Origin of the sequence: Shinella sp. (assembly GCF_052438155.1) — a bacterium.
Taxonomy (GTDB): Bacteria; Pseudomonadota; Alphaproteobacteria; order Rhizobiales; family Rhizobiaceae; genus Shinella.
Window position 1 is genome coordinate 234,862 of sequence record NZ_JBQVPI010000008.1, and the last position, 12,757, is coordinate 247,618.

Annotated in this window: 13 protein-coding genes; 1 reads left to right on the forward strand and 12 read right to left on the reverse strand. The window is 61.3% G+C overall.

Translation table 11 applies throughout. The annotated features are described in order from the left end of the window. Positions 1 to 187: 187 nt before the first annotated feature. The 5 genes from repB to ACT6VE_RS17420 form a co-directional block, all read right to left on the reverse strand. Positions 188 to 1,192 (reverse strand): plasmid partitioning protein RepB, encoded by a 1,005-nt coding sequence (gene repB, locus ACT6VE_RS17400; protein WP_444799785.1) that lies wholly within the window; start codon positions 1,190 to 1,192, stop codon positions 188 to 190. Continuing rightward, on the reverse strand, positions 1,189 to 2,403 hold the full coding sequence (gene repA, locus ACT6VE_RS17405) for a plasmid partitioning protein RepA (RefSeq protein WP_444799786.1): 1,215 nt from the start codon (positions 2,401 to 2,403) through the stop codon (positions 1,189 to 1,191). The genes repB and repA overlap by 4 nt, the downstream gene beginning before the upstream one ends. Positions 2,404 to 2,935: 532 nt before the next feature. Further along, positions 2,936 to 3,310, reverse strand: coding sequence for a hypothetical protein (locus tag ACT6VE_RS17410; RefSeq protein ID WP_444799787.1), 375 nt, complete (start codon positions 3,308 to 3,310; stop codon positions 2,936 to 2,938). A gap of 392 nt (positions 3,311 to 3,702) precedes the next feature. Beyond that, the gene (locus tag ACT6VE_RS17415) at positions 3,703 to 4,533 is read right to left on the reverse strand and encodes an N-6 DNA methylase (protein ID WP_444799788.1); all 831 of its coding nucleotides are present in this window, start codon (positions 4,531 to 4,533) and stop codon (positions 3,703 to 3,705) included. 142 nt (positions 4,534 to 4,675) lie between these two features. Beyond that, positions 4,676 to 6,712, reverse strand: a complete 2,037-nt coding sequence (locus ACT6VE_RS17420; protein WP_444799789.1) for a ParB/RepB/Spo0J family partition protein — start codon at positions 6,710 to 6,712, stop codon at positions 4,676 to 4,678. Positions 6,713 to 7,364: 652 nt separating this feature from the next. On the opposite strand from ACT6VE_RS17420, the gene ACT6VE_RS17425 reads away from it, so the two are divergent. Then, positions 7,365 to 7,763 carry a hypothetical protein gene (locus tag ACT6VE_RS17425; protein ID WP_444799790.1) on the forward strand — a complete coding sequence of 133 codons (399 nt, stop codon included), beginning with the start codon at positions 7,365 to 7,367 and terminating at the stop codon, positions 7,761 to 7,763. 264 nt (positions 7,764 to 8,027) lie between these two features. Here ACT6VE_RS17425 and ACT6VE_RS17430 read toward each other — a convergent pair whose 3' ends face one another. The 7 genes from ACT6VE_RS17430 to ACT6VE_RS17460 all read right to left on the reverse strand — a co-directional run bounded on the left by ACT6VE_RS17430 (position 8,028) and on the right by ACT6VE_RS17460 (position 12,618). After that, positions 8,028 to 8,600, reverse strand: coding sequence for a hypothetical protein (locus ACT6VE_RS17430; protein ID WP_444799791.1), 573 nt, complete (start codon positions 8,598 to 8,600; stop codon positions 8,028 to 8,030). A 95-nt stretch (positions 8,601 to 8,695) separates the two neighbouring features. Then, a complete protein-coding gene (locus tag ACT6VE_RS17435) occupies positions 8,696 to 9,136 on the reverse strand; it encodes a DUF3846 domain-containing protein (protein ID WP_444799792.1) in 441 nt (146 codons plus the stop codon). 813 nt (positions 9,137 to 9,949) lie between these two features. Then, positions 9,950 to 10,375, reverse strand: a complete 426-nt coding sequence (locus ACT6VE_RS17440; RefSeq protein ID WP_444799793.1) for a type II toxin-antitoxin system VapC family toxin — start codon at positions 10,373 to 10,375, stop codon at positions 9,950 to 9,952. Then, positions 10,375 to 10,629 (reverse strand): type II toxin-antitoxin system Phd/YefM family antitoxin, encoded by a 255-nt coding sequence (locus ACT6VE_RS17445; RefSeq protein WP_444799794.1) that lies wholly within the window; start codon positions 10,627 to 10,629, stop codon positions 10,375 to 10,377. The genes ACT6VE_RS17440 and ACT6VE_RS17445 overlap by 1 nt, the downstream gene beginning before the upstream one ends. A gap of 274 nt (positions 10,630 to 10,903) precedes the next feature. Continuing rightward, positions 10,904 to 11,389 (reverse strand): hypothetical protein, encoded by a 486-nt coding sequence (locus ACT6VE_RS17450; RefSeq protein ID WP_444799795.1) that lies wholly within the window; start codon positions 11,387 to 11,389, stop codon positions 10,904 to 10,906. 30 nt (positions 11,390 to 11,419) lie between these two features. After that, complete coding sequence (locus ACT6VE_RS17455; protein WP_444799796.1) at positions 11,420 to 12,298, reverse strand: hypothetical protein; 879 nt, start codon at positions 12,296 to 12,298, stop codon at positions 11,420 to 11,422. Continuing rightward, positions 12,298 to 12,618, reverse strand: coding sequence for a DUF736 domain-containing protein (locus ACT6VE_RS17460; RefSeq protein WP_444799797.1), 321 nt, complete (start codon positions 12,616 to 12,618; stop codon positions 12,298 to 12,300). The genes ACT6VE_RS17455 and ACT6VE_RS17460 overlap by 1 nt, the downstream gene beginning before the upstream one ends. Positions 12,619 to 12,757: the final 139 nt, after the last annotated feature.

A 12,757-nucleotide genomic window follows, 5' to 3' on the forward strand; every position in this document is an offset into this window, starting at 1 on the left:
CTCAAAAGGCAAAAGAAATCCACTCACCAAAACGGCGCCAAAGACTCTTGACTGTGATTCGTGGAAATGCGATTCTCTGGGTGCTTAGATCAGAGGAAGACTTCCACGGCGGTAACGCTTTGGGGGTCTTTTTCTTTTGCGGCGGTCTCTCCTTCCGACCAATTGATCCTCTCAGCCGAAATCCCGCTTACTGCGAGGGATCGGCCGCGTTGAACTCACGCATCAGCTCCGGCATTCGTTCTGCCAGCCATCGCGCAAAGACCTGCTCCTTTTTCGGGATCGTCACGATCGTTCCCGACAAGGTAGATTTCATGCGGCCGAAAACGCGGCCGCCAATGACGAAGTCAAGAATTTCTTCCTGTACGTGTTCTTCCGCCTGAGACACCGGCGAGGTGGTCGCCCGCATTGCCAGGGAAATACGCCCAGCACCGTCTGCCTGTTGAAACTCGGCCGTGGGGACAATTTTTCGGACGGCGTCAACCTTGCTCGCGTCCTTCAGCAGTTCTGCAAACGCGGTCCATTTCGGGCGGCCCGCTGACTGAGCACGACCTATTGCAAAGATGATGTCTTCCGGAATGGCGGACGTTACGCGGAACATTTGTGAGACCGCGACTTCGGATAGCCCCATGATCGAAGCGATTTCACGCTGAGAAATGCCGCTGGCTTTCAGCTGCACGGCCCACATTGCTTTCTCGATCCAACTGAGATCCTCTCGGGGACCATTCTCAAGCGTTTGCTCCTCGATCAACTGGCGATCGGTCAGGTCACGCACATAGGCCTTGATCTTGATGGTTTCAGGACGATCAGCCTCCGCCATGATTGCCAAGATGGCGTCGCGCCTACGGCGCCCATAAGCAAGCTGATAGTGATCCCTCTTGGTTGGATGAGGCCGGACAAGGACTGGGATTCTTTGGCCTTCCGTGGCTATTGAGAACTTCAAGGCACCGAACTTTTCATCGGCTTCTGCATCGTACTCAAACCTGTCCTTGAAGGGCGAAGCCTCTACTTTCGAGGGATCGAGAGAAACAATAACGTCTTCGCTGAGGTGGGAAAGCGCCCTTCCTACGTTGGAGACGACTGGAGATGAGTGGCGACGAGTAAGGCCAATCCTGTCCGTCCCATCGCTTGCAGGAGCTGCATCACCGCGATTTTCGGCATCCGCCGCCATCCGTTGGAGTATGCTCTTCTTCATGCGCTACGCCCCCAAACCTTGTGAACGAGTTCAAGAATTTCGAAATTAACGCGGTCGGCGCTCTCGATAGCCCGCTTGAGCGCTTCTCGGCCGACCTCGCCTGCTTCAAGCTCGTAGAGGGTCTTCTTGGCGACTGCAGCACCGGCGATGGCAGTCGATTCCAAGGCATCGGCAACCAGAACGTCGCCTCCAAAGAGACGGCGCATGACACCCGACATATATTTCTGCGGCCCATCGTTCGGGTTTACGCGGGTCAATAGGAAACGGAAGAAGTCGTGCTCGAACCGGGCACCGAACTCCGCCAGGGTTTCACTGAGATCGGAAATCATGATGAGAAACTGATTGCACGACGCAACATCCAGCATGGCGGGATGGACCGTGATGATCAGGGACGTAGCCGCATAAAGTGCTGCAAGCGTGGAGTAGCCGAGCGACGGCGGCGTATCGAGAATTACGATGTCGTATCGATCCTCTACGCCAGCGATCGCGTTGTTGAGCCGCTCAAAGAACAGTCCGAGATCATCACGATTTTTCTGCGAGAGGTAGGAAGGGGTGTCGAACTCAAAGTCCATGAGTTCCAGATTTCCAGGCACGAGATCGACCCCCGGAAAATACGTGGTCCGGATAACGTCTGCCAGAGGCCGCCGGTCGTTGTCGTACCGGATCGCAGCATAGGCCGTTTCATTCTCGCCAAGATCGAATTCCGGCTGGAGACCGAACAATGCCGTCATTGACGCTTGGGGGTCCAGGTCAATGCAAAGAACACGATAGCCTTGAAGGCCAAGAAAATGGGCAAGGTGGATGGAGGTCGTCGTTTTGGAACTGCCGCCCTTGAAATTCGCTGTCGCGATTATTTGCAGTTTCTCCCCTGCACGCCGATGGGGCAGCAGAGTTTGAGCATCGTCTGGACGAAGCTCCGCGAGAAATGCGCGCAGCTCTCTCACCTGATCAACGGTATAGGTGCGTCGATTGTTGTCCGCCCGCTCGGGTACTGGCCCCTTCCCCTCGATGGTGAGCTGCCGCAACGTGCTTTCAGGAACTTTCAGCAGTCGCACGAGGTCTGTTGTCGAGAAGGTGCGCGCAAACGTCTTCTTCGCGGTCGGCGGATAGAAGCCTTCGCGCATCTCATGCAGTTCCGCCGACAGCTTCGACGTGTAACTGCCGATCTTCGATGCGGTATCGGTGACGCTTCGAGAAGCCGGTTGAAGCATTTATTCCTCTTGACGGTTTTGGACGCGATACGCGATCATTTCCGTCATGGATGCCAGACAGACTCCGATTCTTCAAGGTGTTTTTCGTTAACGAAAGGTTAAAATGGTGGATCGTGCGGAGGCGCTCGGTTCTGTAAAATGGCATTCCATTGACCAGACCTGAGCGGCTTAACAGCTGTTAAGTTCGCGCTGACGTGACGCGGATTCCTCCAGCTGACAAGTTGGCCAAATCCAGACGCAACTTAACAGCTGTTAAGCTGCAGAAAATCGTGACTGACGACCGAATCTCGCCCCGCCTCAAACGATATCACATACGCGAGCACTTAACCGAGGGAGGGGGATAGGGGTTTGGGGAAAGGGAGGAGGGAACCGTCCCTTTCCCCACGGGTGGCTTCAAAGGGAGGGGCTTGCCCTTCCCGGAGGAGGGGGCTTGGCCTCGTTCATCAGCCTGGTCGGCCGGTCGAACCGGCTGACCAGGCTCACTTGTCGAGGTAAAGGCGAAAGGCGGCCGTAGCCGCCTTTCGCCTGCATCTCAGTCGGTGGCCGGTCCCCAGAGCGGATTGCGCTCCGGATCTTCGATGCCGTCATAGTCGGGCGCCATCGCCTTGATCACTGCCCTGATCTCGCAGCCTCCTATCCTAGTGCGTCCCTGCGCCACGAGGATACTCACGGCCGTCTCGTTCGCCTCGATCACCCGGATTGCATCTTCCATATCGTCATGGGGGCTGAGGTTTTCGATGGCGATCACGTCGCCGTCCTCGTCGTAGCCGCCGTGAAGATACATCGGCGCATCCGCTAGTCGCTGCGCAGCATGCTCCGCTTCGCGGATCAACCGGAAGCCTTCTGTCCGTTGCCTCCAGTATTCTGCGCTGCCGCCGTCGAAAATGGTGACTTTCAGTTGTGTCATAGAAGCCTCCTTTTCGCTCTGACGAAAAGGAGCCCGCATTGGCGACCCAAGCAGTCAAGGATCGCGAAGCGACCGCCGGAGGCGGCGGGTGGGGGAACCGAAATGCGTCAGCATTTTGGGGGAACCGCTCGTCCTTTATGGCGCAGGGGCGAATGCGACACTGAGGAATTCAGAGAGAGAGATGAGCCCGCGGCCCCGGCAAGGGGCCGCGACCGCTTGGGCCGGGGAGGTTTGGAGGGGGTGGCCCCCCCCTTTCGTGGGTGGGGGTTTGAAGGGGGGGCTCTGCCCTGCCCCCTTCATGGGGGAGAGATTGAGAGGGGCCGGCCAGCCCCCCTCTCAAAAAAGCTCCGGCCGGTCAATCCGGTCGGAGCTTCTAGCCTCTGCGCTGCGGTCTAAAACAAGCGCAATTGCCCATTCCCCTCAAGGGCCGGCGCGGAGGCTCCTTGCTTTGGTGCGGAAGTGCCAGCGGCGACCACCGCAGCCCGTCGCGGTACCGCAACAGGAAGAGCCCTTTCCTCTTCCCCTACCCCTGCCCCGGCGTTTTCCCTTGCGCGCCGCAACTTTGTCGACCAACCGCCCATGACATGGGCCATCGTGCGCCATTCCTCCCGGAACCGCATCGCCAGGCTGTCGCCTACGATGACGGTCGCCGGAATATGAAGGAGCGAAAACTGGATATAGGCCATGTGGACGGCGCGCGGGTCGATGTCCACGGCGGTCACATGGAGAAGCTGCTGGTAGTTGAAGCCCGCTTCAAGGATGGCCTCGGCAAGCGCGACGATCATTGCGCCGCTCCCTACGGCGGGTTCCTGCGCAAGCATGAAGCCACGCTCCGCAATCGCCTTCTGCATGTCCTCGGCGCTCCCGGCGATAATGCGGGCCATCAATTGGCAGATGGGGTACGGCGTGAAGAATTGCCCCCTCGCCTTGTTGTGCAATTCGAGAGCATGAAATGTCATGCCCAAAATATCTTGCGGCTTTTCCTCCAGCGCCATGACCACCTCACCGAATATTTTCGAGAATGTCGCCATGGTTTCGCTCCCGCATTTTCGAGCGATTTCGACATATCGAGCCTCGCGCTTCTCAAAGTTCGCCACATCGACGGCATTGCTCATGGATATGGCGGAGCATTCGCACCAGTCTCCAAAGACGGTGTAGAGATCATGCTTATATCGGCAGGTTTCAAACAGCTTCACGATGGGATTGAGACGGGGGGAGGTCATAGGATCACCTGTCCGGGCCGGGCCGCAGGGCTCACTTCGCCAATCGCCGGAGCAATGCCCGGCGTTTCGTTGCGGCTGGTTTTGAGAAATTCAGGGGGTGGAACAGGCCGCGCCGGAGACTGGCGCGACCTGTCGCAACCGATTACTCGGCTGCTACGGGGAGCTGCTGGTGTTCGGCGTTCGGCTTGTCATCGATGTCGAACGGGCAAACGCCGTCATCTTCGCCATCGGCCTGCGCCATCCGCTCACGCTCCTGCTCGGCCGTGAGAGCAATCCGCACTGGCGCGGGCAGCCATCCGGTTCCGGTGACCTTCCGTTCGGCATATTCCACGGCTTTCGCCTTCTCCATGCCGGGAACGCCGAGCGCGAAATCCTCGCCAGCGGCTTCGGTGATCGCCTGCTTGATCCCCGCCTTGCTGATCCGGCCGAAGTAGTTTTCGCCGGTCGGGGCGTACCACTGCGTCATGTCGATCTTGAGGGCCTGCGCCAACCGTTCGGCATGGGCGCGCTGCGACTTGCGCTCATAGTGCGGGTATTGCACGGCATTGATGGACTTTGCCGCCGCATAGGCAAGGAGGTCGAGAAGCGTTGACGTCGGCTGTTCCAGGCACCATTCGAGAAGATCGCTCGGCTTGCCGGGAATGGTGTGGCCGTAGTTTTCCTTGAGTTCGTCCAGCGCCACGATGCCCTTGCACGCCGCCGGATTGGCAATGCTGGTTTCGAGACGTTCGCTTTTCACCGTCACCTCAAGGGACGTATAGTCGCTGCCGCCATAGCTGCCGAAGAGGTTCACCAGCATGGCATGCACCACGGCCGCAAGAGCGACCTCCGGATTATGCGCAAGTTCGGCCCGGATGGCGGCGGTCTTCTGTGCCGTAAGCTCCTGCACAAGTGGGGCAGGCATCTTGAAGGTCGGCTCGAGGCGTTGTTCGGGCTGCGGCGCGGCCGTAGTCCCACCCTCTTCCGCCTCGTCGGTATCGCTATCCGCGTTTTCCTCGCCGTCGTCCCCCTCGTCCTCGTTTTCGGCTTCCTCATCGGGCCGAACGAGACCGCGCTCGATTTCGACATTGCCGTAATAGTCGATCGTGACGTAGCAACCGGCCTTGGCGATGTCCTCTGGGGTGTAGTCTTCCTGTGCCGTCGACAGAACCGCCAGACGCGCCTGAATGGCTTCGATGCGCGGTTCGGCGTCTTCGCTGGCCTCGCCTGACTCGATCTGCGCCACCAGATCGTCATGTTCGGCTTCCAGCCGTTCTTCCTCGGCCTGTTCCTCGTCCGTCAACGGAAAGTCGGACGGATAGACCCTGTTCATGTAGTGGGCTTCGTTCGGGACGACCGGCACGACCTCCACCCATTTCCAGCCTTCGCCGCGAAGTGCATCCGCCTCGGCTTCAAGCCGGTCGGCAACAAGCTTTTCGACAAGAGCGACGTCGAGCGCATAGCCGCCGTTCTGCTCATCGAAGAGATCGCGCTTGACGGCTCCGCCAGCGGCTTCGTAGGCGTCGAGCCCGCCGATGAACTTCATGCGCTTGTCCGTGGCCTTTACGGCCTCGCCTTGCAGGGCCGCACGAATGGCGCGTTGATCGCAGTTCCACGATGGCAGACTATTCCAGACCTCCACCTGCCTTTCGTGATCGTCGGACACGGTAAAGGCCGAAAGCTGCTGGAAGCTGATTTCCTCCTGCCGATGGAGGTCGAGCAAGATGGGCGAAACCCGCCCGAGCGCCATACGCTTGCGGACCATGGTTTCGGTGGTGCCGAAGCGGGCCGCGATGTCTTCGACGGATTTTCCGGCCTCGGCCAAGACGCGATAGGCCTCGTATTCATCGACCGGGTGCATGGCTTCGCGCTGCGTGTTCTCGATCAGGCTGATTTCGGTGGCGTCCTCGGCGCTGCGCTCCTTGCATTCGACGGCAAAATCCTTGGCGATTTCGCCCAGGTCGGCCAGAAGGTCGAGGGCGGCGAGGCGTCTGCCGCCGGCGATGACATAGAAGCGGCCGCGCTTGTCGCTCTTGCGAACGATCAGGTTCTGCAGAATGCGGTAGCCATCGGCGCGGATGGTCGCCGCCATCTCTTGGATGCCCTCCTTGGTGTAAGTCTTGCGCACGTTCAGAGGATCGCGGTCCAGCTTGTTCAAGGCCACGGTGATGGTTTCGGTTGCTGCACTGGTATCAGTCATTGTCGGTCTCCTTGGTTTCCCGTTCCCAGAAGGGGAAGCCCCCTTGGGCGAAGCCTCCCCGGTCTTTCCGGGGGAATGGCCTCTGACATTCCCCCGGACAGAGGGGGGAGGGCGCAGCCCGCCCCACGGCGGCGGCCGTTCGGGTCAAGGGGTCGTGACGGGGGAAAGCGGAAAGTTCGGCCGCAGGCTGAAAGCCGCTTTTTTCCCGGCGCGACAAGCGGCTTGCCGCGCCTGCCCCTTGATCCGAGCGGCCGACGATGTCATGGGGCGAAGAGAACGATGCGGCCCGGAACGGGCCTCTCCTTCGGGTGCGCAGCGCCCTATGGACAAGCGATCGTCACCGGTATCGGCGGAGACGGCCGCAGGCTGGCTCCGTGCGCGCATAGAGCGCGGCCGCCCTGAAAGGGCGGTGTCCCAGCCTTCTTAAGGGCGGCGGACCCCAAGCAGACTGACTACAGATCCAAAGCGGAACAAACTAGGAACGCATACCCATCAAAAGCAATTTGCCCTATGTGCCATCACGCACGGGCTGATCTCGCTCGCCCACATTTTCGTAGAGCCCGCCGATGGGAAACCCAGACAAAATCGAACGGTTGCACATTGATTTTGATAGATTTTTCGCCTCGGTCTTACAACAGGGCGATCCGCGCCGATGGGGCAGGCCGGGCGGCGGCGTCCCGTTCAGCGGGATCGACCGAACCGCCGTGCTCGCCTGCTCGAAGTCGGCGAAGGTGCAAGCGTCAAGAAGCTGATGACGATCGGCGAAGCGCGGCGCGTCGGTCCGGGCCTGATCCTCGTGCCGCAAAATCCGGACATCTACCGGCGACCGCACAATGCCCTGCTGCCCGAGAACGGGACCGTCATCGACACGGTCAAGAGCATCGACGCGTTGACCCGCGGGCTCGATGACAGCGGCCGGCGCGATCCCGCGCTTCTTGCCGCCCGCCCCACGGCGGAGATCCCGGACAATAGCTGCCGATCGGGCCATTGCGGAGCGGAGCGAGCACGGCACGATCCTGGGAGAAGGCGCGCATCGGAGGAATCAGCATAGCGCCGGCCGTCGGCCGGGATTTCGGGAATTCTCGATGCGCCGCGGGCGGAATGAGCGCAGCCGCGGGAGCCTCAGCATAGCGTCCCGGAGGGGAGGCGGAACCGACTGCGCCCGCTCGCGGCGCGCCGTTTCGTCGGGCGGGCAGGGGAGTTGGAGGGGCGGGGCTTCGGGGCGCCCCCTCGTCCTGGTCCGACCCGCTCGACGCGGTGAGGACCAGGCACTCGCGCTGCGGCCCCGAGGGAGAGGACACCACCAGCCCCCTCCTTAGTCCTCGCCCTCTGTGGGCTCCACGTCGCGCAATTCGACAAGGACGACTTTCTCGGTGCGCTTCTGCCCGATCAGGTCGAGATTGATATGGACGTAATCGGCAAATGGCTCACCGCACAAGCGCCAGACGACGCCGACGCGGCCGACACGCCGCTCGTTGGTGCCATCGATGGACGGCGAAGTGCCGGTGATGCGAACCCGCTGGCCGAGGCGGAGCCAGTTCGCCGCGCTGGCGATCATCGCGGCCTCTTCTTCCGGTGTCAGCGCCTTGTGGGTCGTGCGCGCCGAAGGCGTGTGAGGATCGGCGGCGAGCTGCTGTGCCGGCTCCTCCGGCGAAAGGTCGTGGAACCGCGTGATTTTATAGTCGAGCGGCCAGTCCTCCGCCTTTGGCGGCTTCGGATTCCGATGGAAATGCTCGGTCGCAGGCGCACCGAACATATCCGGCTGGACGCTGGCAATCCGGCGCTGGCGCTGCGCCTTGCGATAGTCGGCACGCCATTGACCATCGGGGGTCAGGGTAGGGCGCTCGCTTTTGCCTAATAGACGGTCCAGTTCTTCCCGGTCGTCCATGTCCGTTCCTCCGATGGCATCACTTCGGCTGGCGGGGAGGGGAGGGGGCGAAACGGGACGACATCGCCGCCCCGCTCTATAATGAGGCTTGGCGCTTACGGCTCGACGGCTTTCACGGCTTTCGGCGCGCTGCGGTCGAGGATGATTTCGATGCGGGCGATCTCGGCCGCGATGATGCCGGGTCGCTCGGACACCACGATGACCGGGCGAAGGACCGGACGGACAATGGCGAAAAGCGCCGCAACCCCCTCGATGGCCTCGGTTACGTCCACCAGTTCGCCCAGCCTGTCGGATTTCGTGACCAGAAGATTTCCAGCCAGCGGCGTGGGCGCGCCTGCGACTTCCGTCAGGCACGGCACGGTGTCCCCCAGGCCGTTGTCATCGACGATGATATCGAGACCGTTCACCCGCACGATGTCGATCATGTCGCAATTTACCAAACCCTTGATCTCGGCATAGCTGCCTTCAAGGTTGATCGTCACCGGGCGAATGGTTCCTGCCATCGGCTCGATCAGGAAGGCATTGACTGCGCTCATTTTTCCGTCTCCTCGGTTCGCGATTTCCCGAAGGGGAAGGCCCCTTGGGCGAAGCCTCCCCGGTCTTTCCGGGGGAATGGCCTCTGACATTCCCCCGGACGGAGCGGGGAGGGCGAAAGCCCGCCCTGCGGCGACGGCCGGTCGGGTCAAGGGGTCGTGACGGGGAAAAAACGGAAGGTTAGGCCGCAGGCGGAAAGCCGTTTTTTTGCCGGCGCGACAAGCGGCTGTGCCGCGCCTGCCCCTTGATCCGAACGGCCGGCGCTGTCATGGGGCGGAAACAGAGATGCGGCCCGGCGACGGGCCTCAGTGCCGGGGGCATAGCCACCGACCGGACAAGCGATCGTACCGGGATCGGCGGAGACGGCCGCAGGCTGGCTCCGTGCCATCGGCATAGAGCGCGGCCGACCGGAACGGGCGGTGGCCTGACAGCATACCGAGGAACATCACATTCATGAAAAAACGCCCGTTTCCCACGAGGCTCCGGAAAACCCTTCGGCGCTATTGGGGAGCGCGGGTTTCCTCCGCCTGCTCCGCTCACCTGCGGCTCGCTGCGGCCGCGGCCGCGCCGTCCTCACGGCGCTGCGGCTGGAAAACGGTCTGCATCACCGCAAAACAGGCGGCACACAACGAGAGTGTTGGCTGGCAAAAACCGAATTGCAGCTCCGCAAACAGGCGCGCGATTGGAGCAATAGACCGGCCACGTTCAAGGCGCAGGGCTACAGCCGACCGCGTTGGCTGGAAGCGAAAGCGTGGATTGATTTCATCGTCTCTTTCCACCGTCGGACATGACGGCGGGACCGAATCGTCGGAATGCTATTCCGAGAGGTCCCACGGATTGACGAGTGCGACACCCATGCCGTCGAAATCCCTGATGTTGCGCGTCACCAGGGTCATGCGACGGGTGAAGGCCGTCGCCGCGATATAGGAGTCGTTGATCGGCTTGGGATCCGGCACATGCCATCGGGCCGCCTGAACGGCCGCCGCCTCGTCCAGAGGCAGGATTCGGCCCGAAAACGTCGTAAGGACGGTATTTTCGAGCCAGTTTCGCAACACTTTGCCGCCGGCGGGATCATTGTGCTCCACCAGCCGGACACCAATTTCCAGCTCGTGCAGCACAACAGACGAAATGAAGGTCTCGGCCGGATCGACTGTTTCGTTCCAGACCACGACATTGGGATGCGCCCTGCCGCTCGCAACCTTGCGCAGTTCGGACACGACATTGGTATCGAGCAACAGCATCAGGACAGATCGACCGGCCGGGCATGCTCGGTGCGCTGCGGGAGCGGCATGTCGACGTCTTCCGCCCCCGGCGCAGCCAGCATGTCACCGAGCGTCCGCATTTTTCCGGTAAGCCGCTTGTACTCGTCGAACGACAAAAGGACATGCGCCGGCCGCCCCCTGTCGGTGATGATGACAGGCCCCCCGTTGGCGGCGCGCTTTGCGCGGCCAAGATCCTGATTGAGTTCCCGGCCTGAAAGTGTGGTGATGGTCATATCAAGCCTCCAACAGTCGTGGTTACGTAACCACATTTAGCCCGTATGTGTCGGAATTGCAAGATGCGACTGCGCCGAGCGCGATGTCCCGTGTGCGATCGAGACAAAAATCAGGAAACGAACGGGGCGTCGCGTTTCGCCGCGGGCGGACAGGGGAGGGCGAGGGGAGGGGCTTTGGGGCTCCTCTCGCAACGCACTGCGCCCGCTCGATGCGGGTGCAAAGCGGTCACTGGCGCTGCTGCCCCTCCACGGCGGGAGGAGGGGTAGTGGTTAGCTACCGAATGAAGCCGAGTTTTTCCGCGACGGATGGCTCGTAGTCGTGACCCGCCTCTGCAAGCATGGCGATCATGTCTGCGTGATCGAGATCGCTCACCTCGTAACCCTTTCGGCGGGCCACCTCGATAACCCCCTCCAAGGTCGGGAATTCCTCCAAGAGGGTGCCGAGCCAGATTTCCGGCGTGCCAAAATCGTCATCGGTCTCGAAGCCCTGAAGGAAGAAGGTGCGCAGCGGCGGATCGAAACCGATAACGGCCTCGTCGTCCGTTCTCTCGCCTTTGAGAAGGATGATCGTGTAGCGGCTCATTCGTATTCCTCGCTTTGCAAATTCCACACCGTATTCCACCGGATCGTCAAAGGCTGGAATGTCGGCATCGCCATTCTGGAACCCCTCGATGGCGCGCTCGTGACCGGCCGCATCCTCCACGGTGATCCGGCGCTCGGCGCGGAATGTTTGGATTATGGTAATTGTCTGCTTACTCACTGGCATTTTCCTTTCCCGCTCGTGCCAACGCTAAAAGAGGAACGCGGCTTGACCGCTTGCCTGCACATAGGAGGCGCTATCGCCGGCCGCGTAACGCTCGCGTCCAAGCTCGGACCATTGAAGGAAACCGGCACGGTCATGGCGAAACCAGCCGTCCTCGATGCCGAGGATCATGCCCCACGCCTCCGCCTCGGCGGGTAGGCGGCCAGTGTTGATCGGCCAATGCTCCGCGCCCTTTTCCTGACGGCGAAGGCTCGGGGCCGAAAAGGCGCGGATGGTGGCGCTACGCTCGTTGGGCTCTTGCGCGCCGACCGCGTCCATGACCTTTCGGGCGTCGGCAATCGAGATATAGCCGGACGCCTTTTTGTCCTCATGATGGGAATAGCGGCAACCGAACGCCACGGCGTGCATGATGCAATGCGGCTCGGTGAATTCCCGCGTTTCCAGCAGTTCGCGCCATTTCCCTGCCATGACCAGATCGACGGCGTGCCACCAGCGGGCGGTCGGCGCGGTGGAATAGCCGTGACGGTTCGGCGCGCCGTTGCGGGCGATCTCGAAACCCAACACGGCCTCGACATGCCGCACATAGGGATGGTCGGCTAAGAGGGGATGGCGAAGGCCGAGGGTGCGCGGCTGATCGTCATCGGGGCGGCAAACCTCGATGGGAAAACGGAACATGCGCGACGGAAGATTCCACGGCGCAGGCAGGTCGAAATTGTGCGGGACCGACAGGGAGTTGTTGATATCGAGAATAGCAAGGTTGGGCTCAAAGCCCTTATCCACCAGCGCAACGCCCAGCGTGTCGATGTTCGGGGCATCCATGATCGTATCCTTGAGATCGTCGTCGAAGGTTCCCGGAGCGCCGAAGGGGAACGATCCCCCTCGGCCGCTGTCTTTCTGTCGCGCCATCACTCCCACGGAATGACGGCCATCAGGTCTTCGTCGTCCTGACCGGGAAAGCGGCCGAGATTGGCATTGAGCCGGCCATGGCCCGTGCTGACGGACAGGCTGAGATAGTCGCCGCCGTTCTGGTTCTTCTTCTTCCAGATGCCGCCGACTTCGATGCGCCGACCGCGCGGGGACTTGGCAAAGAGGCGATAGACCGGCGCTTTCGCATTGGTGCTGGTGAAGGGTTCGCCGCTGATATCGAGGTCGTAAGAGATCGAGGCAATGTTGCCGCTGATCGTGTTGTCTTCGTTGAAGCGGATGAAGTTGGTGAGTTCGGTCATGGTCTGTCTCCTGAGTTTGCGTTTCCCGAAGGGGAAGCCCCCTTGGGCGAAGCCTCCCCGGTCTTTCCGGGGGAATGGCCTCTGACATTCCCCCGGACGGAGCGGGGAGGGCGAAAGCCCGCCCTGCGGCGACGGCCGG

What these genes read in the sequence shown, in the direction of transcription:
- repB (WP_444799785.1), bottom strand. Translation starts at nt 1,192, where the DNA reads ATGAAGAAGAGCATACTCCAACGGATGGCGGCGGATGCCGAAAATCGC.
- repA (WP_444799786.1), bottom strand. Translation starts at nt 2,403, where the DNA reads ATGCTTCAACCGGCTTCTCGAAGCGTCACCGATACCGCATCGAAGATC.
- ACT6VE_RS17410 (WP_444799787.1), bottom strand. Translation starts at nt 3,310, where the DNA reads ATGACACAACTGAAAGTCACCATTTTCGACGGCGGCAGCGCAGAATAC.
- ACT6VE_RS17415 (WP_444799788.1), bottom strand. Translation starts at nt 4,533, where the DNA reads ATGACCTCCCCCCGTCTCAATCCCATCGTGAAGCTGTTTGAAACCTGC.
- ACT6VE_RS17420 (WP_444799789.1), bottom strand. Translation starts at nt 6,712, where the DNA reads ATGACTGATACCAGTGCAGCAACCGAAACCATCACCGTGGCCTTGAAC.
- ACT6VE_RS17425 (WP_444799790.1), top strand. Translation starts at nt 7,365, where the DNA reads ATGGGGCAGGCCGGGCGGCGGCGTCCCGTTCAGCGGGATCGACCGAAC.
- ACT6VE_RS17430 (WP_444799791.1), bottom strand. Translation starts at nt 8,600, where the DNA reads ATGGACGACCGGGAAGAACTGGACCGTCTATTAGGCAAAAGCGAGCGC.
- ACT6VE_RS17435 (WP_444799792.1), bottom strand. Translation starts at nt 9,136, where the DNA reads ATGAGCGCAGTCAATGCCTTCCTGATCGAGCCGATGGCAGGAACCATT.
- ACT6VE_RS17440 (WP_444799793.1), bottom strand. Translation starts at nt 10,375, where the DNA reads ATGCTGTTGCTCGATACCAATGTCGTGTCCGAACTGCGCAAGGTTGCG.
- ACT6VE_RS17445 (WP_444799794.1), bottom strand. Translation starts at nt 10,629, where the DNA reads ATGACCATCACCACACTTTCAGGCCGGGAACTCAATCAGGATCTTGGC.
- ACT6VE_RS17455 (WP_444799796.1), bottom strand. Translation starts at nt 12,298, where the DNA reads ATGGCGCGACAGAAAGACAGCGGCCGAGGGGGATCGTTCCCCTTCGGC.
- ACT6VE_RS17460 (WP_444799797.1), bottom strand. Translation starts at nt 12,618, where the DNA reads ATGACCGAACTCACCAACTTCATCCGCTTCAACGAAGACAACACGATC.